26 protein-coding genes are annotated in these 22,335 nt (G+C 63.8%); 8 read left to right on the forward strand and 18 right to left on the reverse strand.

Going from position 1 to position 22,335, the window contains the following annotated elements; genetic code table 11:
- Positions 1 to 14 precede the first annotated feature (14 nt).
- The 9 genes from nusB to CNQ84_RS18145 all read right to left on the reverse strand — a co-directional run bounded on the left by nusB (position 15) and on the right by CNQ84_RS18145 (position 8,432).
- Positions 15 to 491 carry a transcription antitermination factor NusB gene (nusB, locus tag CNQ84_RS18105; protein ID WP_096006227.1) on the reverse strand — a complete coding sequence of 159 codons (477 nt, stop codon included), beginning with the start codon at positions 489 to 491 and terminating at the stop codon, positions 15 to 17.
- Positions 491 to 967, reverse strand: coding sequence for a 6,7-dimethyl-8-ribityllumazine synthase (gene ribH / locus CNQ84_RS18110; RefSeq protein WP_096006228.1), 477 nt, complete (start codon positions 965 to 967; stop codon positions 491 to 493). The genes nusB and ribH overlap by 1 nt, the downstream gene beginning before the upstream one ends.
- Positions 968 to 1,177: 210 nt before the next feature.
- Complete coding sequence (ribBA, locus tag CNQ84_RS18115) at positions 1,178 to 2,272, reverse strand: bifunctional 3,4-dihydroxy-2-butanone-4-phosphate synthase/GTP cyclohydrolase II (RefSeq protein WP_096006229.1); 1,095 nt, start codon at positions 2,270 to 2,272, stop codon at positions 1,178 to 1,180.
- A gap of 23 nt (positions 2,273 to 2,295) precedes the next feature.
- Positions 2,296 to 2,958: a riboflavin synthase gene (locus CNQ84_RS18120; RefSeq protein WP_096006230.1), complete on the reverse strand. Its 663-nt coding sequence runs from the start codon at positions 2,956 to 2,958 to the stop codon at positions 2,296 to 2,298.
- Positions 2,959 to 2,985: 27 nt separating this feature from the next.
- Complete coding sequence (gene nhaD / locus CNQ84_RS18125; RefSeq protein WP_096006231.1) at positions 2,986 to 4,242, reverse strand: sodium:proton antiporter NhaD; 1,257 nt, start codon at positions 4,240 to 4,242, stop codon at positions 2,986 to 2,988.
- 12 nt (positions 4,243 to 4,254) lie between these two features.
- Positions 4,255 to 5,385, reverse strand: a complete 1,131-nt coding sequence (gene ribD, locus CNQ84_RS18130) for a bifunctional diaminohydroxyphosphoribosylaminopyrimidine deaminase/5-amino-6-(5-phosphoribosylamino)uracil reductase RibD (protein WP_245841480.1) — start codon at positions 5,383 to 5,385, stop codon at positions 4,255 to 4,257.
- Complete coding sequence (gene nrdR, locus CNQ84_RS18135) at positions 5,378 to 5,851, reverse strand: transcriptional regulator NrdR (protein ID WP_083728108.1); 474 nt, start codon at positions 5,849 to 5,851, stop codon at positions 5,378 to 5,380. Before nrdR ends, ribD begins: the two co-directional genes overlap by 8 nt.
- Before the next feature lie 113 nt (positions 5,852 to 5,964).
- Entirely contained in the window at positions 5,965 to 7,446 is a 1,482-nt protein-coding gene (locus tag CNQ84_RS18140; RefSeq protein ID WP_096006232.1) for an AMP-binding protein, read from the reverse strand.
- The gene (locus tag CNQ84_RS18145; protein ID WP_096006233.1) at positions 7,446 to 8,432 is read right to left on the reverse strand and encodes an NAD(P)H-dependent flavin oxidoreductase; all 987 of its coding nucleotides are present in this window, start codon (positions 8,430 to 8,432) and stop codon (positions 7,446 to 7,448) included. Before CNQ84_RS18145 ends, CNQ84_RS18140 begins: the two co-directional genes overlap by 1 nt.
- Before the next feature lie 104 nt (positions 8,433 to 8,536).
- Here CNQ84_RS18145 and CNQ84_RS18150 point away from each other — a divergent pair, with 104 nt between their 5' ends.
- The 7 genes from CNQ84_RS18150 (at position 8,537) to CNQ84_RS18180 (ending at position 14,270) form a co-directional block, all read left to right on the forward strand.
- On the forward strand, positions 8,537 to 9,475 hold the full coding sequence (locus CNQ84_RS18150) for a LysR family transcriptional regulator (RefSeq protein WP_165771325.1): 939 nt from the start codon (positions 8,537 to 8,539) through the stop codon (positions 9,473 to 9,475).
- 14 nt (positions 9,476 to 9,489) lie between these two features.
- Positions 9,490 to 10,161, forward strand: a complete 672-nt coding sequence (locus tag CNQ84_RS18155) for a class I SAM-dependent methyltransferase (RefSeq protein ID WP_096006235.1) — start codon at positions 9,490 to 9,492, stop codon at positions 10,159 to 10,161.
- 33 nt (positions 10,162 to 10,194) lie between these two features.
- Positions 10,195 to 11,076 carry a tetratricopeptide repeat protein gene (locus CNQ84_RS18160; RefSeq protein WP_096006236.1) on the forward strand — a complete coding sequence of 294 codons (882 nt, stop codon included), beginning with the start codon at positions 10,195 to 10,197 and terminating at the stop codon, positions 11,074 to 11,076.
- Between the two features lie 100 nt (positions 11,077 to 11,176).
- Positions 11,177 to 11,767, forward strand: coding sequence for a DUF2796 domain-containing protein (locus tag CNQ84_RS18165; RefSeq protein ID WP_096006237.1), 591 nt, complete (start codon positions 11,177 to 11,179; stop codon positions 11,765 to 11,767).
- 8 nt (positions 11,768 to 11,775) lie between these two features.
- Positions 11,776 to 12,486, forward strand: coding sequence for an ABC transporter ATP-binding protein (locus CNQ84_RS18170; protein ID WP_096006238.1), 711 nt, complete (start codon positions 11,776 to 11,778; stop codon positions 12,484 to 12,486).
- Entirely contained in the window at positions 12,486 to 13,748 is a 1,263-nt protein-coding gene (locus CNQ84_RS18175; RefSeq protein ID WP_096006239.1) for an ABC transporter permease, read from the forward strand. Before CNQ84_RS18170 ends, CNQ84_RS18175 begins: the two co-directional genes overlap by 1 nt.
- A gap of 15 nt (positions 13,749 to 13,763) precedes the next feature.
- On the forward strand, positions 13,764 to 14,270 hold the full coding sequence (locus CNQ84_RS18180) for a DUF3299 domain-containing protein (protein ID WP_096006240.1): 507 nt from the start codon (positions 13,764 to 13,766) through the stop codon (positions 14,268 to 14,270).
- On the opposite strand, the gene CNQ84_RS18185 is transcribed toward CNQ84_RS18180, so the two are convergent.
- The 6 genes from CNQ84_RS18185 to CNQ84_RS18210 are packed head-to-tail and all read right to left on the reverse strand — an operon-like array spanning position 14,260 to position 19,053.
- Complete coding sequence (locus tag CNQ84_RS18185) at positions 14,260 to 15,345, reverse strand: tetratricopeptide repeat protein (protein ID WP_096006241.1); 1,086 nt, start codon at positions 15,343 to 15,345, stop codon at positions 14,260 to 14,262. The genes CNQ84_RS18180 and CNQ84_RS18185 overlap by 11 nt on opposite strands.
- Entirely contained in the window at positions 15,345 to 16,022 is a 678-nt protein-coding gene (locus tag CNQ84_RS18190; RefSeq protein WP_096006242.1) for an energy transducer TonB, read from the reverse strand. Before CNQ84_RS18190 ends, CNQ84_RS18185 begins: the two co-directional genes overlap by 1 nt.
- Positions 16,022 to 16,432 (reverse strand): ExbD/TolR family protein, encoded by a 411-nt coding sequence (locus CNQ84_RS18195; protein ID WP_096006243.1) that lies wholly within the window; start codon positions 16,430 to 16,432, stop codon positions 16,022 to 16,024. The genes CNQ84_RS18190 and CNQ84_RS18195 overlap by 1 nt, the downstream gene beginning before the upstream one ends.
- 11 nt (positions 16,433 to 16,443) lie before the next feature.
- Positions 16,444 to 16,959 (reverse strand): MotA/TolQ/ExbB proton channel family protein, encoded by a 516-nt coding sequence (locus CNQ84_RS18200; protein WP_245841506.1) that lies wholly within the window; start codon positions 16,957 to 16,959, stop codon positions 16,444 to 16,446.
- Positions 16,952 to 18,295: a MotA/TolQ/ExbB proton channel family protein gene (locus CNQ84_RS18205; RefSeq protein ID WP_096006244.1), complete on the reverse strand. Its 1,344-nt coding sequence runs from the start codon at positions 18,293 to 18,295 to the stop codon at positions 16,952 to 16,954. Before CNQ84_RS18205 ends, CNQ84_RS18200 begins: the two co-directional genes overlap by 8 nt.
- Positions 18,292 to 19,053, reverse strand: a complete 762-nt coding sequence (locus CNQ84_RS18210; RefSeq protein ID WP_096006245.1) for a DUF3450 domain-containing protein — start codon at positions 19,051 to 19,053, stop codon at positions 18,292 to 18,294. Before CNQ84_RS18210 ends, CNQ84_RS18205 begins: the two co-directional genes overlap by 4 nt.
- A 194-nt stretch (positions 19,054 to 19,247) precedes the next feature.
- Between CNQ84_RS18210 and CNQ84_RS18215 the strand changes: the two genes are divergently transcribed.
- Positions 19,248 to 19,940, forward strand: coding sequence for an OmpW/AlkL family protein (locus tag CNQ84_RS18215; protein ID WP_096006260.1), 693 nt, complete (start codon positions 19,248 to 19,250; stop codon positions 19,938 to 19,940).
- Between the two features lie 93 nt (positions 19,941 to 20,033).
- Here the strand turns inward: CNQ84_RS18215 and CNQ84_RS18220 are convergent, their stop codons facing one another.
- The 3 genes from CNQ84_RS18220 to ssb form a co-directional block, all read right to left on the reverse strand.
- On the reverse strand, positions 20,034 to 20,909 hold the full coding sequence (locus CNQ84_RS18220; RefSeq protein WP_096006246.1) for a sugar nucleotide-binding protein: 876 nt from the start codon (positions 20,907 to 20,909) through the stop codon (positions 20,034 to 20,036).
- 90 nt (positions 20,910 to 20,999) lie between these two features.
- Positions 21,000 to 21,677, reverse strand: coding sequence for a histidine phosphatase family protein (locus tag CNQ84_RS18225; protein WP_096006247.1), 678 nt, complete (start codon positions 21,675 to 21,677; stop codon positions 21,000 to 21,002).
- A gap of 145 nt (positions 21,678 to 21,822) precedes the next feature.
- The gene (ssb, locus tag CNQ84_RS18230; RefSeq protein WP_083728616.1) at positions 21,823 to 22,311 is read right to left on the reverse strand and encodes a single-stranded DNA-binding protein; all 489 of its coding nucleotides are present in this window, start codon (positions 22,309 to 22,311) and stop codon (positions 21,823 to 21,825) included.
- Between the last annotated feature and the right edge of the window lie 24 nt (positions 22,312 to 22,335).

Below are 22,335 nucleotides of genomic sequence, written 5' to 3' on the forward strand. Positions count from 1 at the left end.
CCATGGCCGGGCGATCAGCGTCCCTTGCGGGCGGCGCTGACCTCGGCCTTGCGCAAACGCGGCGCCAGCTTGTCGAGGATGCCGTTGACGTACTTGTGGCCGTCGGTAGCGCCAAAGGACTTGGCCAGCTCGATGGCTTCGTTGATCACCACGCGATAGGGCACGTCGATGCGCTTGAGCAGTTCGTACACGCCCAGACGCAGGACCGCCAGCTCGATCGGATCGAGCTCCTTGATGTCACGATCCAGCACTACGCCGAGCTCGCCATCAATGTCGCCAAGGTTGCGCGGCACGCCGGTCAGCAGCTCGTGGAAGTAAGCACCGTCCACCTTGCTGAAGTCGTTATCGGTGCGAAACTGCGCCTCGATATCGGAGATCGGCAAATCGGCCATGTGCCAGGCATACAGCGCCTGCAGAGCCAGACTGCGGGCCTTGCGACGGGCCGATGCCTTGGGGCGACCGGCGGTGCCAGAACTCTGCTGACCGTCCATCAGGCCTCCAGCTGCTTGATCACGCTGACCATCTCAAAGGCAGACATGGCCGCTTCTGCGCCCTTGTTGCCGGCCTTGGTGCCGGAGCGCTCGATGGCCTGCTCGATGCTGTCGACCGTCAGTACGCCAAAGGCAACCGGGATACCGTATTCCAGCGATACCGCGCCAACGCCTTTCACGCATTCACCGGCAACGTATTCAAAATGCGGCGTACCGCCACGGATAACCGCGCCCAGGGTCACGATGGCATCGTATTGCTTGAGGTCGGCCACTTTCTTGACCATCAGCGGGATTTCAAAGGCGCCGGGCACGCGGATGATGGTGATGTCGGACTCTTTCACGCCGTGGCGCTTGAGTGAGTCTACAGCGCCCTCGACCAGGCTCTCGACGACAAAGCTGTTGAACCGGCCAACAACCAGTGCATAGCGGCCTTGGCCAGTTACAAAATCGCCTTCGATGGTACGGATAGCAGTCATGGGCACTCTCTCTGTGTAAAGAACCGGCAGGGCGCTAGGCGCTGCCGTAAATCAAATGGGTGAAGAAAACTAGCTGCGTTGCCATCGCTGCGTTAAAAACAGACTCAGAATGCTCATTTACAACTCGTAAAGTCGAGCGCGACTCCGATCACTTCTTCGCCTGTTTTTGCCTTGCGCTGGCTGCCTCGCCTACGTTTTCTAAAAAATTGGTCAATCGCAGGGCAGGTATTCTACTACTTCCAGGTCAAAGCCGGATATGGCGTTGAACTTCATCGGCGCAGACAGCAGGCGCATCTTGCGCACGCCCAGATCACGCAGAATCTGCGAACCGGCCCCAACCGTATTGTAGGTCGAAGGACGGCGAGCCACCGGCTTGCCCTCGCCCAGGTTGGCCACATGATCCAGCAGCGCCTCGGCATTGACCTGATTACCCAGCAGCAACACCACGCCACTCCCCTCAGCAGCTACCCGGCGCATGGCCTCCTGCAGGCTCCAGCGGCCCGGCTCGGGCACCAGGAACAGGTCGCGCAGCGGGTCGACATTGTGTACCCGCACCAGCGTCGGCTCCTCGGGCTGGATATCGCCCAGGGTCAGCGCCATGTGTACCACATCATCGGTGCGATCGCGGTAGGCCACCAGGTTGAACTGACCCAGCTCGCTGCTCAGCAGTTTTTCTTCGGCACGCTCAACCGTGCGCTCGTTGAGCAGGCGGTAGTGAATCAGGTCGGCAATGGTGCCGATCTTGATGTTGTGCTGCTTGGCGAACTCTTCCAGCTCCGGGCGACGGGACATGCTGCCATCGTCGTTCATGATCTCGCAGATCACCGCCGACTCGCCAAAGCCGGCCATACGGGCCAGGTCACAGGAGGCTTCGGTGTGGCCGGCACGCGCCAGCACGCCACCGGGCTGGGCCATCAGCGGGAAAATGTGGCCCGGGCTGACGATGTCCTCGGCCACGGCATTGGCAGCCGCGGCAGCCTGCACAGTGCGTGCGCGGTCAGCGGCGGAAATGCCGGTGCTGACGCCAACCGCCGCCTCGATGGACACGGTGAACTTGGTACCAAAACCCGAGCCGTTGCGCTGCACCATCAGCGGCAGCTTTAGGCGCTCGCAGCGCTCCAGGCTCATCGGCATGCAGATCAGGCCACGGCCGTAGCGCGCCATGAAGTTGATGTGCTCAGCCTGACAGGCCTCGGCGGCCATGATCAGATCGCCTTCGTTCTCGCGGTCTTCGTCATCCATCAGGATGACCATCTTGCCGGCGCGAATATCTTCGATCAGTTCTTCGATGCTGTTGAGTTTCATCCGGCCCTCCGGGGGCAGGTTAATCAGGATTTAAGGAAACCGTTCTCGGCCAGAAAGGCCATGCTGATGCCGCCAGCGGTCGGCTCTGCGGCCTTCTCGCCGAGCAGCAGGCGCTCCAGATAACGGGCAATCAGGTCCACTTCCAGATTGACGGCGGTACCGGGCTGATAATCGCCCATGACGGTTTCCTGCAGGGTGTGCGGCACAATATTCAGGTGGAAGACAGCGCCTTCCACGGCGTTGACGGTCAGACTGGTGCCGTCTACGGTAATCGAGCCTTTTTCGGCGATGTACTTCGCCAGTTCGGCCGGCGCTTCCACGCGGAAGTGCCAGGAGCGGGCGTCCTGGTGCAGCGATAGGACCTTGCCGACGCCGTCGACGTGGCCGCTGACCAGGTGCCCCCCAATCCGGGTGGTCGGTGTCAGCGCCTTTTCCAGGTTGACTCGACTGCCCGGCTTCAGTGACGCCAGGGCGGTACGGCGAATGGTCTCCTGGCTGACATCAGCCCAGAAACCGTCACCGGGCAATTCAATGGCCGTCAGGCAGACGCCGTTGACCGCGATGCTGTCGCCCAGCTTGACGTCGCCCAGATCCAGCTTGCCGGTCCGCACATAGAGCCGCACGTCACCGCCCTGGGGCTGCATGCTCTGAATCTGGCCAACCGCTTCGATAATACCGGTAAACATGAATTGCCTCGTTTTTGCCCTTGCCGGTCAGGAGACCAGCAGACCCAGACCGTAAACAGCGACAAAGCCGAAGGCGAAGGCCATCAGCAACAGTCCAAAGCTGCGCAGGTAGGTCATGAATGTCAGGCCGGGCATCTTGCTCATGGCAACGATACCGGCAGCGGAGCCAATTATAAGCAGGGACCCCCCCACACCAACAGCGTAGGTCAGGCCCATCCACTCGGCGATGGTCATCTGCAGATCGGCCTTGAGCAAGGCGGCGGTCAGCGGCACGTTGTCGATCAGCGCCGAGAGCATGCCCATCAGGAAGTTGGCGGCCATCGGCGGCATGAGGTCATACAGCGAGGTCAGACTCTGCAGGGTGCCGATGTACTGCAGCATACCGACCAGCAGCAGCACGCCGAGGAAGAACAGCAAAGTCTCAAACTCGATGACTCGGATGTATTCCAGAATCGGGTCATTGTCGATGTCTTCGTTGAAGAAACGCGCGATCAGGAACATCAGCGCCAGGCCGGTCAGAAAGGTCAGCACCGGCGGAATGGCAAAGAACAGACTCAGCAGAATGGTCGCAATGATGGTGAACAGAAAAAGACCACCAATCACCTGATCAACGCCGCGCAGTTCGTGCAGCTCATTGCGTTCGATGATGACCTCATCGCCCATGCCGATCGACAGCAGCGCGGCCAGCAGCAGCACGGCCAGCAGGGCCGGGGCACTGAGCAGCAGCAGGTTGGTGATCTCGACCTTGTCGGCCATGAAGATCATCAACGTGGTCACATCACCGGTGATCATCGCCACCCCACCGGAGTTGACCGCAAACACCACCAGCGTGGCGAAGCGCAGCATTTTGCGCAGCTCCAGATTCAGGCTCAACACCAGCGCCACCGACACCAGAGTGGCGGTGATGTTGTCGGCAACCGAGGAGAACACAAAGCAGAAGCCACCGGTCAGAAACAGCAGCTTGCGTTCGGTGATGCGCCCGGGAAGGATGCGGTAGATGATGTTCTCGATCAGCCCCTTCTTGTTCAGGTAGGCAACGAAGGTCATAGTCGCCAGCAGGAACAGCCAGAGACTGGCGATATCGGTGATGTTCTCGTTCAGCGCTTCATGGACCTGCCCTCGCACCGCCTCGCTGGGCGCAGCGATAAACAGCACCAGCCAGGACAGCGCGCCGAACAGCAGCACCACCTTGGCCTTGTTTACATGGATAACTTCTTCAAGAACCACGCCCAAAAAGGCGATCACTGCCATCGCCAGGAGCAGTATCTGTACGCTGCTTTGCATGTGCTAACACTCTCAGGAAGGGAAAATCGGGCGTGCAGTGATGCGCCAATCCTGGCCAATGGCTCGCATATCGGTGACGGCGACGTCCATCGCCTCGCTCATGCTCTCGAAGGGGAGCTGCATCAGGGGCCGCGCCTGGCTTCCCAGCAGGCGCGGCGCCATATACACAATCAGTTCATCGACCAGGCCGGCACGCCAGAAGGCGCCCGACAGCCCGGCGCCAGCCTCGACCAGCACCTCGTTGCAGCCGCGCTCGGCGAGGGTCCGCAACACGGCGTGCAGATCGACCTTGCCGTCGGCACCGGGGACCGCCAGCAGCTCGCTGCCAACGGCCAGATAATCATCGGCGGCCTGCTCGGCGCTGGTGCTGATCACCAGCGTGGGGCCTGCCTCACGGAAAAAACGTTGTTCCAACGGCACCCGGCGCAAGCTGTCGATCAGCACGCGCAGGGGTTGTCGCTCGGCGGCGGCCGCCGCCTCGTCTGGCGGCAGCCCCAGCTCACTGGCGCGCACGGTCAGCGCCGAGTCATCCAGCAGCACGCTATCGGCACCGCTGACCACCGCGCCGCTGCGCGCCCGCAGGCGCTGCACGTCGGCCCGGGCCGCCGGCCCGGTAATCCACTTGCTTTCGCCGCTGGCCATGGCGGTGCGCCCGTCCAGGCTCATCGCCAGCTTGACGCGTACCCAGGGCAAGCCCTGCTGCATGCGCTTGATAAAACCGGGGTTGAGCGCCCGCGCCTGGTCTTCCAGCAGCCCGCACTCGACCTCGATACCCGCCTCACGCAGCCGCTGCAGGCCGTTGCCGGCCACCTGGGGGTTGGGGTCCTGCATGGCCGCGACCATGCGCGCCACACCGGCCTTGATCAGCGCATCGGCGCAGGGCGGGGTCTTGCCAAAGTGACTGCAGGGCTCAAGGGTGACATAGGCGGTGGCGCCACGGGCGCGCTCGCCGGCCTGGGCCAGGGCGTTGACCTCTGCGTGCCCTTCACCCGCGCGCACGTGCCAGCCCTCGCCGACCACTTCGCCATCGACCACTAGCACACAGCCGACGCGCGGGTTGGGCTCGGTGGTATAGAGACCGCGTTCGGCCAGCATCAGTGCGCGGCTCATCCAGCTGCGGTCAGCAGCGCTCCACTCAGGCATCGCTGTCGTCCTGTTCGCGGCGCGACAGGCGCTCGATTTCTTCACGGAACTGATTCAGATCCTGGAAGCGGCGATACACGGAGGCAAAGCGGATGTAGGCGACTTCATCGAGCTGCTTGAGCTCGCGCATCACCATCTCGCCGACGGTCATGGCCTTGACCTCACGCTCGCCCGTGGCACGCAGCCGGTGCTTGATATGGCCGATGGCGGCCTCGATCTGCTCGACGCTGACCGGGCGCTTTTCTAGCGCGCGCTGGAAACCGGCGCGCAGCTTGTCTTCGTCGAAAGGCTGTCTGCGACCGTCCTGCTTGATCACCCGGGGCAGCACCAGCTCTGCCGTCTCGAACGTGGTGAAGCGCTCCTGGCAGGCCAGGCATTCGCGGCGCCGACGCACCTGATCACCTTCGGCTACCAGGCGCGAGTCGATCACCTTGGTGTCATGGGCACCACAGAACGGACAATGCATGCAGGATTTCCCGAGCGGATAAAAAACGGCCTACATAGTACTCCTTTGTAGGCCGGGGATAAAATGTATCAGTTTATTACCCGTGCCGCTGTCGGGGCGCGGCATGGGCGACGTCAAGCCGAGGCCTGCAACCAGCTGTCACGCAACCGCCGCTTGGCCACCTTGCCGTTGTCATCACGCGGCAGGCTGTCGACCACTTCAACCCGCTTGGGCACCTTGTAGCCGGCCATCTGCTCACGGATAAACGCCTGTACCTGACTGGCACTGACCTGCCCGCCGGGGCTGGCTACCACAGCCATCAACGACTCGCCGTACTCGGCATCCGGCACACCGAACACCGCGCAATCAGTGACCCCCTCCAGGGTGATCAGCACATGCTCGATCTCCGCCGGGTAGATGTTTACGCCACCGGAAATGACCATGTCCGACTGCCGGTCACAGACGTACAGATAGCCTTCGGCGTCCAGATAGCCGATGTCACCCACCGTGGCCAGATCGTCCAGCCCGGCCTTACTGCGCGCGGCCTCGTTATTCAGATAGGTAAAGTCCGGCACCATGGGCTGGCGCACGTAGATCACGCCCGGCTCGCCTACACCACACTCGCGGCCGTCTTCGCTGACGATACGAATGCGCGTGTCCGCAATCGGCCGGCCCACACTCCCCGGCTTGCGACGGGCGGATTGCGGGTCCTGCAGGGTCACCATGCCGGTCTCGCTGGAGGCGTAGGTTTCAAAGATGACATCGCCCCACCAATCGAGCATTGCCTGCTTCACTTCCGGGGCGCAGGGGGCGCCGGTGGAGGCGACAAAGCGCACCGACGACAGATCGTATCTGGCGCGCACGGCCTCGGGCAGACGGAGCAGCCGCACATACATGATCGGCACCAGATACACCACCTCGATGCGGTGCTGCTGGATCAGCGCCAACGTCTGCTCGGCGTCGAAGCGCGGCATCACCACCAGCACCTGTGCCTGCTGAATGGCCTGCTGGGTGAAGGACGTGGGGGCGCTGTGATACAGCGGCGCGGTCACCATGGCGCGGACACCGGGCGTAATGCCCCAGGCGATGCGGCACAGCTCGCGCATACCTTCAGCCATCTGAGCGCGCAGCTCTGGCGGCGGTGCTAGGCGCACCACGCCCTTGGGCCGCCCGGTGGTGCCGGAGGTGTAGGCCATGTGGGCGCGCGGCGTGCGCTCAGGCCCGTCATAGGGCGCCTGCTGCGCCAGCCAGCGTTCGTAGTCACGGGCGTCGTCGGCGCTAGCATCGACTACCAGCACCTCGACCCCTGCCGGCACCGCATCACCCAGAGTGGCTAGCAGGTCCGCCTCGACGATCAACACCTTGGCCGCCGAGTCGTTCAGCAGATACGCCACCTCATCGGCCTTGAAGTGCCAGTTGATCGGGCAGTAAAAGCAGCCGGCGGTCTGGCAGCTCTGAATGGCATCGATAAATGCCGGGCCGTTGCGCAGCATCACAGCAAGTACATCGCCGTCTTCCACGCCCAAACGCGCCAAGCCACCGGCCAGCCGCAGCGCGCGGTCGGCCACCTCATCACCGCTGCGGCGCAGGTCGCCACAGATGAGCTCAGCAGTCATCAGCGTGCTCCAAAGGGCTGGGTAATGCGCGCCATGCGCTCCTGCGCTTCGTGATACTCGCACTCCAGCTGGGCCACGGCCTCGGCAGCGGAGGTCACCTTGCCAATGCTGCCCACGCCCTGCCCTGCGCCCCAAATGTCGCGCCAGGCCTTGCTCTTGCTGCTGCCGCCGGAGCCGAACTTCATGGTGCTCTTGTCACCCTCGGGCAGGTTGTTCGGATCCATGCCGGCGTTGACGATGCTCGGCTTGAGGTAGTTGCCGTGCACGCCGGTGAACAGGTTGCTGTAAACGATATCGTCAGCGCTGGTATCGACCAGCATCTGCTTGTAAGCCGGATCGGCGTTGGCTTCGTGCGTGGCAATAAAGCGGGTGCCCATGTACGCGAGGTCGGCCCCCATGGCCTGGGCCGCGAGAATCTGCTCGCCCTTGGCGATAGAGCCGGAGAGGATGATCGGGCCGTCGTAGAAGGCGCGAATTTCAGACACCAGGGCAAAGGGGCTGAGCTGACCGGCGTGGCCGCCCGCGCCCGCACACACCAGAATCAGGCCGTCAACACCGGCCTCAATTGCCTTCTTGGCGTGTTTGACGTTGATCACATCGTGGAACACCAGACCACCGTAGCTGTGAATCGGCCCGACGACCTCGTTGGGCGCGCGCAGGCTGGTGATGACGATCGGCACCTTGTATTTCACGCACAGCTCAACGTCATGCTGCAGACGGTCATTGCTGCCGTGCACGATCTGGTTGACCGCGAAGGGCGCCACCACCGCGTCCGGGTTGGCCGCCTGATAGTCCGCCAGCTCGCTGGTGATGCGCTGCAGCCACTCGTCCAGCACCTCGGCAGGACGCGCATTCAGCGCCGGGAAGGAACCCACAACCCCGGCCTTGCACTGCGCAATGACCAGATCCGGGTTGGAGATGATAAACAGCGGGGAACAGATGACCGGCAGGCTCAGATTGCCTTGCAGAACGGCGGGCAGACTCATGCGTGCGCTCCTGTGTGTTGTGATTGTTCATGGACTATAAAAGCCCCTCACCTGCACTACAATGTCCGCGCATAAGCCCAAACTGTTTACCAATAGGCAACAATATGGACATCAAGACCCTGCAGTACTTCAGCGCCATCGTCGAGGCCGGCAGCATGAGCGGCGCCGCCCGCCGGCTCGGCACCTCGCGCTCACACGTCAGCCGACGGCTGAAAGCGCTGGAGCAGGACCTTGAAGTGCAGCTGCTGCGCCGCACCACCCGGCGTATCGAGCCGACCCAGATCGGCTGGGCCATGTACGAGCATGCCGCGCGCATCAGCCAGGAGTTGAGCGCACTACAGTCGACGGTGGACAACCTTGGGCGCAACCTGCGCGGCCATCTGCGCCTGAGCGTGCCCTCAGCGCTCGGGCAACAGGTGCTTGGGCCGCTGCTGCTGGAGTTTGCCGAGGCCTACCCGGATGTCAGCCTGCAGCTGACTTTCAGCAACCGCATCTTTGATCTGGTCGCCGAAGAGATCGACCTGGCGATCCGCGTCACCAACACCCCGCCCGATACCCTGGTTGCCCGCGACCTGGGGCCCATCGACTGGGTGCTGTGCGCCAGCCCGGCCTACCTGAGCCGGGTCGGCGCACCGCAACAACCCGAAGATCTGCTGCGCTGCGCCATGGTCAGCGTCAAGGTGGCCGACCTGCGTCTGCCGCTGGAGCTGTCGGACGGTCGCCATCGCCAGGTGCTGACCCTGCGTCCGCGCCTGCAGACCGAAGACATGCTGTTTCTGCGCCGCGCCGCGCAGCAGGGTCTGGGCTGCGCACTACTGCCGTACTATGCGGTCCGCGATGAGCTGGAGAGCGGCCAGCTGCAGGTCGTCCTGCCGCAGTATCGCGCCCGGGTGGATGCCTGGGGCGATCACCTGTACCTGCTCACCGCGCCCAACCTCTACCCCACGCTGGCGACCCGCGCGCTGATCGAGTTTCTGCGCAGCCGTCTGGCCGACATCCCGCTGACACCCAGGCACCCGCTTGCCGTTACAATGCCCTCCTGACCAGGAGCCTTGCCATGACGCTGCAGACACTCACCGACGCCCTCCATCAGGTATTGCCCGATGCCCAGCTGACGCCGACCCGAGTGCCCGGCCTGCCCGAGCTGGAACTCTGGCTGCTGGACCCGGCCAACCTGGACCGCGCCTTTGCCGCCGAGGAAACCCGTCGCCTGCTGGAGCACCCGCCCTACTGGGGCTTCTGCTGGGGTAGCGGGCTGGCGCTGGCGCGCTGGGTGCTGGATAACCCGGCCGAGGTCCGCGGCAAGCGGGTGCTGGATTTTGGTTCGGGGTCCGGCGTGGTCGCCCTGGCATGCCGCCTGGCGGGCGCCGGTGAAGTCATCGCCTGCGATCTCGACGAGCCGGCGTTGCTGGCCTGCGCGTTGAATGCGCGCCTCAATGACCTGCGTCTGACTTTGTCCGACGATTACTTTGCCGTGGCGGGCGACATCGACCTGCTGATCGCCGCCGACGTGCTCTACGACGTCGAGAACCGGCCACTGCTGGAGCACTTTGCCGGTCGCGCCAGGCAGGTGCTAATCGCCGATTCACGGGTGCGCGACCTGGTGCACCCGCGCTACCAGCGCAGCGCCATCCTGCCAGGCCAGACCTGGCCTGATCTGGGCGAGCCGCTGGAGTTTCGCGACGTCAGCCTCTACAGGCTTGACCCCGGCGCCAGCGCCCCCATATAAAACAGTCCCCCACACTCGCTGCGGAATCGCCTTATGTCCTCGCCCTACCTGTTTGACGCCACCACCGATACCTTCGACCGCTATGTGCTGGAGAACTCCTTCCACAAGCCGGTGCTGGTCGACTTCTGGGCCGACTGGTGCGCGCCCTGCAAGGCGCTGTTTCCTGTGCTGGAGAAGATTGTCGACAGCTATCAGGGCGAGCTGCTGCTGGCCAAGGTCAACTGCGACGTCGAGGTCGGCTTGACCGAGCGCTTTGGCATTCGCAGCCTGCCCACCGTGGTGCTGTTCAAGGACGGCCAGCCCGTCGAGGGCTTTGCCGGCATCCAGACCGAGAGCGCCATCCGCGAACTGCTGGCCCCGCACGTTGCCGAACCGCAGGCCCAAGAAGAAAGCGCCCCAGAAGGCGACCTGGCAAGCCAGGCCCAGGCGCTGATCGACGCCGGTCAGGCGCAGGAGGCGATTGCCCTGCTGCAGCCAGCGCTGCAGGATGAGACCGACGACAGCCTGCTCCTGCTGCTGGCCCGCGCCCTGCTGGCTGACGGCCAACTGGATGACGCCGACAAGGTGCTGCAAGCGATCCAACAAAAAGATCAGCACAAGCAAACCCTGAGCGCACTCAAGGCGCAACTCAGCTTTGCCCGCCAGACCACTGACTTACCGCCACGCGACACGCTGCAGACACGCCTGAGCAGCGACGCCGGCGACAGCGAAGCACGCTACCAACTGGCCCTGCTGGACCTGACCGCTGGCAACAGTGATACCGCCCTCGCCGCGCTGCTCGAACTGCTGCAGCGCGACCGCGGCTGGGGCGACGGTGCGGCGCAAAAGACGCTGCTGCAGGTCTTCGACGCCCTGGGCGGTGAGCACCCGCTCACCGTGCAATACCGCCGCAAGCTATATCAGGCGCTGTACTGAGCCTGGGCGCGCCCTAACCGGGCAGGCAGGCATGCCGGGGTTGTAACAACAGGGAAATGAAATAAGATAACGTTTTCCCCATTCCAGTTGGAGTCTTGCCATGCGCCGCACCCTGCTTGCCCTCGCCCTAGCTCTTCCCTGCAGCCAAGCCCTGCACGCCCACGAACACGAGCATGAACACGACAGCCTGGGTGCCCACGAACACGGCGTCGCCAGCCTCAATCTGGTGGTCGATGGCAACCAGGCCAGCCTGGAGCTCGATAGCCCAGCCGCCAACCTGGTCGGTTTTGAGTACCAGCCCAGCACGGACGAAGACCGCGCCACCGTAGCCCGCGTCAAGGCAGCGATGGAGCAAGCCGACGGCTTGTTTAGCTTCACGCCGGCCGCCGGGTGCCAGCTGCAACAGGTCGACCTGGACAGTCCGTTGTTTGCCGCACAGGACCACGACGAGCATGACCACCATGACGACCATGAGCACGCGCACGACCATAGCCATGAACACGGTGAGCACGCGGATATCGAAGGTCGTTTTGACTACGTCTGCGATGCCCCCGAGCAACTTGAAGCCCTGACTCTCCCGTTGTTCAATGACTACCCCGCCATGCAACGCATTCAGGTACAAGCGATCACTGCCAGCGGCCAACACGGCGCGATACTGACCGCCGAGCAACCCACCTTGTCACTGGACTGAATCAGCCGATGAGTACACCACTACTGCAGGTCAGTGATCTGCAGTTTGCCTGGCCGGGCCAGCCGCTGCTGCTGGATATCCCGGCCTTCAGCCTGCAAGCGGGCGAACGACTCTTTCTCAAGGGGCCATCGGGCAGCGGCAAGACTACCCTGCTCGGCCTGCTCGGCGGTGTACATCAGCCACAACAAGGCGCCATTACCCTGCTGGGCCAGTCATTGCGTCAACTCTCCGCCTTGCGCAGAGACCGTTTTCGCGCCGATCACACCGGCTATCTGTTCCAGCAGTTCAACCTGCTGCCGTACCTCTCGGTGCTGGATAATGTCACCCTGCCCTGCCGCTTCTCCAGCCTGCGCCGCGAGCGAGCCCTGCGCCAGCAGCCGGACCTGAACACGGCTGCCGAACACCTGCTGCGCGAGCTTGGCCTGAGCGACGCCACCCTGCATCAGCGCAGCGCCGGTGCCCTGTCCATCGGCCAGCAGCAGCGGGTAGCCGCCGCCCGCGCGCTGATTGGCAGCCCCGAGCTGGTGATTGCCGACGAACCCACCTCGGCACTGGATGCCGACAGCCGCGACGCTTTTCTCAAGCTACTGTTCGATGAGTGCGCACAGATGGGCAGCAGCCTGCTGTTTGTCAGCCACGACACCAGCCTGGCAACCCGCTTTGACCGTGCCCTGTCGCTGGCCGAACTCAACCGCGCCAGCCAGCCGGAGATTCTCTGATGTACCTGATGCGTCTCGCCTTGCAAAGCCTGGCCAACCGCCGCTTTTCCGCCCTGCTGACGGTGATCGCCATTGCCCTGAGCGTCACCCTGCTGCTGTCTGTCGAGCGGGTGCGCACCGAAGCCCGCGCCAGCTTTGCCAGCACGGTCAGCGGCACTGACCTGATCGTTGGCGCCCGCTCAGGCTCGGTTCAGTTGCTGCTGTACTCGGTGTTCCGCATCGGCAATGCCACCAACAATATCCGCTGGGACAGCTTTGAGCAGATCAGCCACCAACCGCAGGTCAAATGGGCAATCCCCCTGTCGCTGGGCGATTCGCATCGCGGCTTTCGAGTGCTGGGGACCAATCAGGCCTACTTCGACCACTACCGCTTTGGCCGTGACCAGGCGCTGACACTGAGCCAGGGCAAGCGCTTCAGCGACCTTTACGATGCCGTACTCGGCGCCGATATTGCCCGCGAGCTGGGCTACCAGTTAGGCACCGAGCTGGTGCTGGCCCACGGCGCCGGCGCGGTGAGCTTCGTCAAGCACGCGGACAAACCCTTCCGGGTGGTTGGCATCCTGGCCAAGACCGGCACGCCGGTAGACCGCACCATCCATATCAGCCTGGAAGGCATGGAAGCGCTGCATGTCGACTGGCAGCAGGGCATGCCAGCCCGGGGCGCGGGCAAGATCAGCGCCGAACAGGCGCGCGAACTCGATCTGACTCCCGCTGCCATCACCGCGTTCATGCTGGGGCTGGAGCGGCGCATCGACACATTCGCCTTGCAGCGGCAGATCAATGAGTTCAGCGGCGAGCCGCTGCTGGCCATCCTGCCCGGGGTGGCCCTGCAAGAGCTGTGGAGCTTGCTGAGCGTGGCAGAGAAGGCGCTGCTGCTGGTCTCGGTGTTTGTCGTTCTGACGGGCTTGGTCGGCATGCTGACCGCCATTCTCAGCGGCCTTAACGAACGCCGGCGCGAAATGGCCGTGCTGCGTTCGGTCGGCGCCCGGCCGTTGCATATTTTCAGCCTGCTGGTGCTGGAGGCGGTCAGCCTGACCCTGGCCGGCATCGCGCTGGGTCTGGCACTGTTGTATGCTGGCATGGCCGTGGCCCGCCCCTGGCTGGAACAGCAGTATGGCCTGTTTCTGCCGCTGGCTTGGCCGACCCGCAGCGAACTGCAGTTGTTGGCCGGCATCCTGGCCGCCAGCCTGCTGATGGGCTGCATCCCGGCGTGGCGCGCCTACCGCCAGGCGCTCTTGGACGGCCTGTCCATCCGCCTGTAATCACCGAGACCACCGATGTATCTGATTCGTCTGTTTGCCCTGAGCCTGAGTCTGCTGCTGACCCTGCCGGCCTGGGCCGCCCGAGAACTCAGCTGGGACGACCTGGTGCCCGCAGGCAGTGAGCACCTTTACGGCATGCCCCAGGCGCAACACGACGGCCTGACCTCAGAGGACCAGGCGGCCAGCAATCCGCTGATGCAAAGCATGACCAACGCGCCCACCGTCGCCGCGCTGGACGGCCAGGAGGTCAAACTTCCGGGCTACATCGTGCCGCTGAGCGTAGACCCCAACCAGCGGGTGACCGAGTTCCTGCTGGTGCCCTACTTCGGCGCCTGCATCCACGTACCGCCGCCGCCATCCAACCAGATCGTGCTGGTGCAGAGTGAAATTGGCATCGCTCTGGAGACGACCTATGTGCCCTACTGGATCAGCGGCATCATGCACGTGGAACAAAGCAGCAGCGAACTGGCCAGCGCAGGCTATCGACTGGAAGCGCTGGAAATCGAAGTGTTCAGCTACTAGGGTCTGAGCCGGACTCGGGCCTGGCAAGCCTCGCCTCGGCGGCCTGCTTCAGACTTTGCAACTGGCGTCGCTGACTGGCGTTAGCCGGCTGCACCGCCTGCAAGGTCGCCAGCGCGGCCTGCCACTGACGCTGCTGGTATTGCAGCCACGCCAGCTGCAAGCGGTCAGCGCTGTTGCCGCTACGTGCCACCCGCTCCCAAGCGGCCAGGGCGCGCTCATGATCACGCGCGGTTTGCCACAGATAGGCAAGACGGCGCAGACGATCCGCGCTGCTACTCAGCAGGCCCTCATCCAGCAACGCCTGCATCAGGCGCGCCGCCTGCCAGGGGGCGCCACTCTGCGCATGCAGGGCGACCAGATTCTCGAGATCGGTGGTAGCCAGTGCAATCCCCGCCTCCCGCGCCAGTCGCAGGGTCGCAGCGGCCGCCACCTGCTCGCCAGCCAGACTCTGCATGCTCGCCAGCTGACGCCAGTTATCGACACTCTCGGGCGCACGCTGCAACAGCGCCTGCTGCCAGCGCACCGCCTGATCAAACCGCTCCAGCTCATAGTTCATACCCACCAGCAGGCGGTACCAGATGTCATCCGCCTGCGGGTTCGCGCGCACCACCTGCTCGGCCAGCGGAACGGCCTTGCGAAATTGCCCCAACTGGCGATAGGCCTGCACCAGCAGCTGGCGATTGCTGTCAGTGCGGGGCAGGCTTTCCAGCTCTGTGACCGCCTCGGGATAGCGCTGCGCCTGCATCAGCAGGCGAGCCAGATTCTGCCGGTCCTGCAGCGCCGCCGCCTCGTCCAGCTGCTGCTGAGCCAGCGCCTCGCGCAGCCAGTCGATGGCCGCTGCGTTGCGTTGGGCAGCGATCGCTAGGTACGCCAGCCGCTGGGCGACCAGCGCGCGCTCCAGAGTCCCGCTTTCAGCCTGTGGCAGCGCCTGCTCCAGCGCCTCGCGCGCCTTACCCAGATCGCCCGCCGCCTCGGCATCGGTGGCGGCTTGAATGGCAACGTACACCTCAGCGTCAATTTCCTTGGCCAGCGCGGGGGCGCTCAACAGGCACAGCAGCAGTAACCAGCGCAGCATCAGCGGCGACCCTCCAGACGGAAGTTCATGGTCTTGCTCACCTCGCGTGAGACCGCCACGCCGTTCTCCCGGCGCGGCGCGAAGCGCCAGCGACTGACCGCTCGGCGCGCTGCGCGCTCGAACACCCCGGGCGGCTCGGCGCTGAGTATGCGAATGTTCTCTACCCGCCCTTCGGCGTTGACGGTGAACTGCAAGGTCACCTGTCCCTCGATACCGGCCGCCAGCGCCCGGCGCGGATACTCCGGCGGAATGTCCACCAGCGGGGTGACTTCCTCGGCGCTGCCCGGCGGCGGCGCACTGACCGGCGCTGGCGAGCTGGGTGCCGGCGCCGGCTGGGCAGCGGCCTGCAATGGCGGCAACGCGGGCGCCGCGCCCATATCGATGCGGGTATTGAGCTGCGGCACATCGATATTGAGATCCAACGCCGGAACCTGCGGGGTTACCTGCGGCTGCGGCGCAACCTCGGGCGGCTGCTCTGGCGGCGTCGGGCGCTCCGGCGGCTGCAACGGATCGGCCGGCTCAGTGCGGCTCTCCTGCACACTGCGGGCGACGCCCACGCGCAACAGTTCCGACGACTGCGGTGGCGGGTCATTGGACGGCATGATCAGCGCCAGCATCAACCCAAACAGCAGCAGCGCTACCAGCAGCGCGCCGACAAAACTGCCCAGCAGCCGCATCAGGGCCCCGCCGTGGCGGCCAGGGCAACATCCTCGACCCCGGCCAGCCGCGCCTGATCCATCACCCGGATAACCAACCCGGTACGCGCGTCGGTATCGGCCTGCACCACCACTGTGCTGTCCGGCTGGTCAGCGCGCATGCGCTCGACCGCCGCCCGCACGGCGCGAATATCCACCGGCTTGTGGTCCATCCAGATTTCCCCGTCGGCACTGACCGCAATCAAAATGGTGCCCTTGGGCTTGTCGACGGCACTGTCGGCCGACGGCCGCTCGATGTCGATGCCGGTTTCCTTGACGAAGGAGCTGGTAACAATAAAAAAGATCAGCATGATGAAGACGATATCCAGCATCGGCGTAAGGTCGATGCCGGCCTCGTCATCGGCGTTGGCGTGATGCCTGCGCATGCGCATCGCAATTTCTCCTAATCGTGCTGCAGGCGGTCGGACAACCGCTGCAGCGCTCGCCGCGACTGCTGATCGAGTCGCGCCAGACAAAACAGGCCACTGATGGCAATCACCATGCCGGCCATGGTCGGCACCGTGGCACGGGACACCCCTGCCGCCATTGCGCGCGGGTTGCCGTTGCCGCTGATAGCCATCACATCGAATACCTGAATCATGCCACTGACCGTACCCAGCAACCCCAACAGCGGGCACAGCGCGATCAGCACTCGCACCATCGGCAGATAGCGGTTGAGCTGCGCCTGCGCCTGCGCCAGCCATGCGCTGCGAATATGTCGCGCGGCAGCGCTGCGCCGTTCGCTGCGCGCCTGCCAGCCGTCGCAATAGCCCTCGGCGCGGCGCGGAAACACCAGTGACAGATACCACAGCCGCTCCAGCATCAGCGTCCACAGCAGCACGGTGGCGCCTAGAATGGTCCACAGCACCCAGCCACCGCTGTCGAGAAAGTCCGGCAGCCGCCACAGGACCTCAGTCACTGCGCCGCTCCCCGCCAAGGTGCAGGGCAATCAGCCCGGCGCTCTGCTGTTCCAGCAACTGGATCAACGCCTTGCTGCGCGCCGCCACCAGGCTGTGCAGGAACAGCAGCGGAATAGCCGCCACCAACCCGAGCACCGTGGTGACCAGCGCCTGCGAGATACCATCGGCCATCATCTTCGGATCGCCGGTGCCATATTGGGTGATCGCCTGGAAGGTGGCGATCATGCCCGTCACCGTCCCCAGCAGCCCCAGCAGTGGCGCCACTGCGGCCAGCAGCTTGATCAGCCCCTGCCAGCGCTCCAGCGCAGGCGTTTCGCGCAGGATGGCCTCGTCCAGCTTGAGTTCCAGGGTATCCAGTTCTTCCAGCCGCGGACGGCTGCCAATCACACTCAACACACGGCCCAGCGGGTTGCTGTCGGCCAACTGGTCGAGGTCCGCAATCTGCCGATCAACCCGGCGCTGCACCAGCTGCAACCAAGCCAGCCGCGCCAGCGCCAGCACTATGCCCAACGCCCCCAGAGCCACGATGACATAGCCGACAATGCCGCCCTGGGACAGACGGGTCAGCAGGTCCGGGGTACGCTGCAGCTGTTCAATGACCTGACCGCGCGCCGGATCGATGGCGATATCGGCCACCGCCTCGCGGGGCGCGAGAAAGTCTGCCAGCAGGCCCACGCCATCGGGTTGACGTGCTGCCACCTGCAACGCCTGGCTGTCGGCCTGATACAGCAGATATTCATCGCCGGCAACCGCAACAAAAGGCCCGACCGCAACAACGGGCTGCGCCTGCTGGTTACCCTGACGGTCGATCAGCGGTGCGCTAAAGCGCGCCACTTCACCGCTGGCGTTCATGTCCTGCTGTAGCCGGTACCAGAATTGCTCCAGCACCTCGACACTGGGGATGCGGCTGCTTTGCGACAAGGCTTCCAGCTCGCGCTGGCGTTCCGGGTAACGGGCGTTGAGCAGGGAATCCTGCCATTGACTGAGGGTATCGCCAGCGCCCTGACGCACCACGCCGAACAGCTCTCCAAGATTGCCGCTGCGCTCGGTCAGCTCCTGACGCAGTTGCGCCAGCTGTTCGCTTTGCGCCTTGAAGAGCGCATCCAGCTCGTCGGCGCGGGCCTGCGCGCTTGTCAGCTCGGCCCGCGCCTGCGAGAGGCGCGCCTGCTGCTGATTGCGCTCACGCAGGAAGCGTTGCTCACGCTCGCGCATGGCGGCCTGTTCGGTACTGCGGGTTTCGCGAATCTGCTCCAGCAGCGCCTGCTTGTCGAAAGACTGGGCCTGCGCCAGCGGCGCCAGGCAACAGAGCATCAGTACCCAGAAGCGAGCTTTCATTGGGCTACCTCCGTGCTGACTGGCGGCATGGGCAAGCGCAACAGCTGTGGCGACTGCTCGTTGCGGGCAATGGCAATGCCATCGCTCAGGGGGCGGCGATAGCTGGCCGGCAGCGCCTGCCAACTGCCAGCGGCAGTATCCCAGTAACCCTGTTCCTGACCATCAAGGCTTTGATAAAAGAACATCAGCCGGCCAATGCGCAAGAACTCGACCACTCGCGCCTGTTCGCCGGCTGGCAACTGGCCGCGCCAGGCCTCCAGAGTGCGACCATAGTCGCTCTCAATCTGGTAAGCCTCCAGCACCCGCCGGTAGAGCTCGGCCACGCTGATTTCGGGGTCGATCAGCAGGTCCTGCAAGCGGGCAATGCGGCCCTCACGCTCATCCAGCAGAAACGGCATATCCAGCGCGACAAAGGCCTGCAGTGACTCGATCATGCGGCGGATCAGCGGCAGCATCTCGCGCTGGGTGTCCGCCAGACTGTCGATCTGCTGCTGCAGACTGGTCAGCTCCTGCGCCTGCGCCTCCACCATCAGCTGCAGGCGCTCGCTGTACTCGTTCAGCGCCAGCGCCTGATCCTGAGCCTGGGTGTACTCCTCCAACGCGGCTCGGGCGGCGTCATCAAGGTTATCGATGCGTTGCTGCGTGGCAACCGCCTCGGCGGTCAGTTCACGACTTTCCTGCTGCGCCTGCTGCAATGCCTGCTGCGCCTGCAGGCTGAGCGGCACGGCCAGCAACGCGACCAGCCAAACTGCTTTCATTCGCTGTTCCCCCGGCGAAGGCTGGCCTGACCAGCCCGTCAAAAAAGAGAATGATTATCATCTTTATACTAAAGTGTCTGCAACCGCACTCTCAATCTGGGTGTGGCAGCCTGCCGCACCCACCCGTGCCCGGCACTTGCTCCAGATCAATAGTCCGATCCAGGGCAGGCCGTAGAGTAGCAACTGTCCAACACATTAGGAGACTGAACATGTCCGCTTTTGCATCCCGCCTCGGCCTCGCAGCGCTCTTCGCCCCCGTCCTGCTGGCCGTTTCGGTAACCGCTCAGGCCCACCAGGCGGGCGACATCATCGTTCGCGCCGGTGCCGTTACTGTTGACCCGAAAGAGGACAGCAGCCGCGTCAAGGTCGGCGGTGTACCGCAGGCCGGCACTGCCGCCACCCTCAACAGCGACACCCAACTGGGTCTGAACCTGGCGTACATGCTGTCCGACAACTGGGCTGTTGAAGTGCTGGCTGCCACCCCGTTCGAGCACGACATCGGCACCAAAGGTCTGGGCGGCCTGGAGCTGGGCTCCACCAAGCACCTGCCGCCGACTGTCAGCGTCCTGTACTACCCGATGGCCAGCAGCTCCGCCTTCCAACCGTACGCGGGCCTGGGCATCAACTACACCTGGATGTTCGATGACAAGCTGAGCAGCGAAGCAGAAGCAGCAGGCTTCAGCGGCCTGGAACTGGATGACTCATGGGGTCTGGCGGCGCAGCTGGGTATGGACTACATGCTGAGCGACAAGCTGATGCTGAACGCCCAGATCCGCTACATCGACATCGAAACCACCGGCACAACCTACGCAGGTCCGACCAAGGTCTCTGTGGATGTCGACATCGACCCGATGGTTTACATGGTCGGTCTGGGCTACAAGTTTTAAGCAGACCCTCACTCACGGCTGCACTTCCCCCTGGGGCCTACGTGGTCTCGGGGGATTTTTTATTCAGGGTCAGACAAAAAAGCGGACCGCCGCTCAGTGCGAGCCCAGCAATGCCGTGAGACTGACACGCCAGGTCCGCGGCTTGATGCCAAACACATAGAGCAGACGCCGGCCGCTGAGCACAGCATTGCGCGGCTCCAGCGCCGCCGCAGGCTGACTATCGAAAGAAACAGGCTCGATGACCGGCTCGCGCGCCAGCTGTCCATCCAGCACCAGCTCCTGCGCCAGGGTACGGGCAAAACTGATCCAGCTGGCGACCTCGGCACTGGCATAGTGGTAACAGCCATACAGTTCGCTACCGCAGTCCAGCTGCTTGAGTCCGGCCAGCACCACGCGCGCCATATCCTCCAGCGGTGTGGGGGTGCCCCGCCACTCCTCCGCCAGGGAAACGCTGTCGCCGGCCACTAACTGCGTGACCAGCCGCTGCAGCATCCCCTCGGGCGAGCTATCCAGCACCCAACTGAACCGCAGCAGCAGATGACGTCGACACTGCCCCTGCAGCAATTGGTCCAGCTCGGCCTGCAGCGCGCCGTGGGCACCAATGGGTGTCAGCGGATCCTTTTCGGTGTAGGCCTGCTCTTTCACACCGTCGAACACCCGCGTACTGGACAGCCGATACAGCAGCAGATCCCGGCCGGCGCACTGGGCCACTAGCTCGCGGGCAAAGACGCGCTCGGCCGCAAGCCCTTCCGGGGTCGGGTCCAGCACCTGAAACTGCTGATGATAAAAACTCAGGTCCAGCACTGCGTCCGGCTGCAATGCATCAAGCCAGCCGGCTAACTGCGCCGGCTCCCAGCTGACTGGTGGCTCGTCCACCAGCAGAAACTCGATATCGTCTTGCGCCGCCTGAGTAACCAACGCCTGACCTAGCAGGGACGTCTTGCCCAGCAGCAACACCCGCATTCGCATGCCTTGATGATCCTTGAATCAGAAACAGGCAAATATTGTGCAGCCTTTATGCCACCGCCGTCACCTGTCACATGCGAACTCCGCAGCTGCTCAGGTGTAGGTGATCAACTCACGGCGCTGCGGACTGTCCAGATGCGGAACCGCGTTGAAGCCCGCAAGACGCATTGCCCGCTGGTTGAATACACAATGAATCAGCCCGGTATTGCGCGTCTGCAGGTTCAGCTCGACCATGGTCTTGCTCGGCGCCTCCAACAACTGACGCACCAGCATGGCAATCGCGCCACCGGAACTGACAGCCAGCACACGGCTACCCTTGAAGTTGTTCATGATGTGCTCACGCGCAGTGAGGATACGCTGCTCGAACTCGGCCCAGGTTTCCGGCAAGTCGCCTTCCAGCTCGCCCTCTGACCAAAGCACAATGCCCTGCTTGAGACGCTTGAAGAAATCCGCCACGGCCGGTTTTTCCGGCAGCGCCTGCTCAGGGTGCTGGGCCAGAAAGGCATGCAGGATGGAGTGAAAGTCAAACTCGTTGAGTTCGGCAAAGACCTGAAAGCCCGTCGGCTCAATGCCCATACCGGCGCAGATGCCCTCGGCGGTCTCGCGGTGGCGCACCATGTCGCCGGTCAGAATATGATCAAACTGCATCTGCTGGCTGGCAAAGTACTCGCCCAGCAGACGGGCCTGCAGGTGACCTTTTTCCGATAGTTGATCGTAGTTGTCACTACCGAAGGACGCCTGACCGTGACGAACGAAATAGACTTCTGACATGCTGAAAATCCCCGAGCTGGAGTAACTGGACAACCCGCAGCCCGGCATCGACACCGACGCAGGACCTCTCACGAGCCACAAAAAAACCCGGCAGACCGGGGATGCAAGATCCTAGGTCATGTCGGGTTTCGGCGACAGCTACATTCTAGAACGGAATGTCATCATCAAAGCTGTCGTAATCCGGTGCCGACTGCTGCGGCGCCTGCTGCTGCGGCTGCGCTGCCGGCTGCGACTGCGGTGCCGGACGCTGCGGACGGGACTGGCCCATGCCCTGCTCACCACCACCGCCCTGACGGCTGTCCAGCAGCTGCATCTGGCCACCCATGTCGACAACCACTTCGGTGGTGTAACGCTTGACGCCGTCCTTCTCCCACTCGCGGGTCTGCAGGCGTCCCTCGATATAGAGCTTGGAGCCCTTGCGCGCGTATTCGCCCACTACCTCGGCGATACGACCGAAAAACACCACGCGGTGCCATTCGGTGCGCTCCTGCATCTGGCCGGTCTGCTTGTCCTTCCAGCTGTCGCTGGTGGCCAGCGTCACGTTGGCCACGGCATTACCGTTGGGCAGATAGCGCACTTCCGGATCACCACCGACATTACCGATCAAAATTACCTTGTTTACGCCTCTGGCCATGCCATTCTCCTGCTGTACCTGGTG

This window comes from Pseudomonas abyssi (genome assembly GCF_002307495.1).
GTDB lineage: Bacteria > Pseudomonadota > Gammaproteobacteria > Pseudomonadales > Pseudomonadaceae > Halopseudomonas > Halopseudomonas abyssi.

What these genes read in the sequence shown, in the direction of transcription:
- CNQ84_RS18150 (WP_165771325.1), top strand. Translation starts at nt 8,537, where the DNA reads ATGGACATCAAGACCCTGCAGTACTTCAGCGCCATCGTCGAGGCCGGC.
- CNQ84_RS18220 (WP_096006246.1), bottom strand. Translation starts at nt 20,909, where the DNA reads ATGCGAATGCGGGTGTTGCTGCTGGGCAAGACGTCCCTGCTAGGTCAG.
- CNQ84_RS18165 (WP_096006237.1), top strand. Translation starts at nt 11,177, where the DNA reads ATGCGCCGCACCCTGCTTGCCCTCGCCCTAGCTCTTCCCTGCAGCCAA.
- CNQ84_RS18160 (WP_096006236.1), top strand. Translation starts at nt 10,195, where the DNA reads ATGTCCTCGCCCTACCTGTTTGACGCCACCACCGATACCTTCGACCGC.
- CNQ84_RS18205 (WP_096006244.1), bottom strand. Translation starts at nt 18,295, where the DNA reads ATGAAAGCTCGCTTCTGGGTACTGATGCTCTGTTGCCTGGCGCCGCTG.
- CNQ84_RS18170 (WP_096006238.1), top strand. Translation starts at nt 11,776, where the DNA reads ATGAGTACACCACTACTGCAGGTCAGTGATCTGCAGTTTGCCTGGCCG.
- ribH (WP_096006228.1), bottom strand. Translation starts at nt 967, where the DNA reads ATGACTGCTATCCGTACCATCGAAGGCGATTTTGTAACTGGCCAAGGC.
- CNQ84_RS18195 (WP_096006243.1), bottom strand. Translation starts at nt 16,432, where the DNA reads ATGCGCATGCGCAGGCATCACGCCAACGCCGATGACGAGGCCGGCATC.
- CNQ84_RS18155 (WP_096006235.1), top strand. Translation starts at nt 9,490, where the DNA reads ATGACGCTGCAGACACTCACCGACGCCCTCCATCAGGTATTGCCCGAT.
- CNQ84_RS18210 (WP_096006245.1), bottom strand. Translation starts at nt 19,053, where the DNA reads ATGAAAGCAGTTTGGCTGGTCGCGTTGCTGGCCGTGCCGCTCAGCCTG.
- CNQ84_RS18175 (WP_096006239.1), top strand. Translation starts at nt 12,486, where the DNA reads ATGTACCTGATGCGTCTCGCCTTGCAAAGCCTGGCCAACCGCCGCTTT.
- CNQ84_RS18140 (WP_096006232.1), bottom strand. Translation starts at nt 7,446, where the DNA reads ATGACTGCTGAGCTCATCTGTGGCGACCTGCGCCGCAGCGGTGATGAG.
- ribD (WP_245841480.1), bottom strand. Translation starts at nt 5,385, where the DNA reads ATGCCTGAGTGGAGCGCTGCTGACCGCAGCTGGATGAGCCGCGCACTG.
- CNQ84_RS18185 (WP_096006241.1), bottom strand. Translation starts at nt 15,345, where the DNA reads ATGCTGCGCTGGTTACTGCTGCTGTGCCTGTTGAGCGCCCCCGCGCTG.
- ssb (WP_083728616.1), bottom strand. Translation starts at nt 22,311, where the DNA reads ATGGCCAGAGGCGTAAACAAGGTAATTTTGATCGGTAATGTCGGTGGT.
- CNQ84_RS18190 (WP_096006242.1), bottom strand. Translation starts at nt 16,022, where the DNA reads ATGCGGCTGCTGGGCAGTTTTGTCGGCGCGCTGCTGGTAGCGCTGCTG.
- CNQ84_RS18145 (WP_096006233.1), bottom strand. Translation starts at nt 8,432, where the DNA reads ATGAGTCTGCCCGCCGTTCTGCAAGGCAATCTGAGCCTGCCGGTCATC.
- nrdR (WP_083728108.1), bottom strand. Translation starts at nt 5,851, where the DNA reads ATGCATTGTCCGTTCTGTGGTGCCCATGACACCAAGGTGATCGACTCG.
- nusB (WP_096006227.1), bottom strand. Translation starts at nt 491, where the DNA reads ATGGACGGTCAGCAGAGTTCTGGCACCGCCGGTCGCCCCAAGGCATCG.
- CNQ84_RS18225 (WP_096006247.1), bottom strand. Translation starts at nt 21,677, where the DNA reads ATGTCAGAAGTCTATTTCGTTCGTCACGGTCAGGCGTCCTTCGGTAGT.
- nhaD (WP_096006231.1), bottom strand. Translation starts at nt 4,242, where the DNA reads ATGCAAAGCAGCGTACAGATACTGCTCCTGGCGATGGCAGTGATCGCC.
- ribBA (WP_096006229.1), bottom strand. Translation starts at nt 2,272, where the DNA reads ATGAAACTCAACAGCATCGAAGAACTGATCGAAGATATTCGCGCCGGC.
- CNQ84_RS18120 (WP_096006230.1), bottom strand. Translation starts at nt 2,958, where the DNA reads ATGTTTACCGGTATTATCGAAGCGGTTGGCCAGATTCAGAGCATGCAG.
- CNQ84_RS18180 (WP_096006240.1), top strand. Translation starts at nt 13,764, where the DNA reads ATGTATCTGATTCGTCTGTTTGCCCTGAGCCTGAGTCTGCTGCTGACC.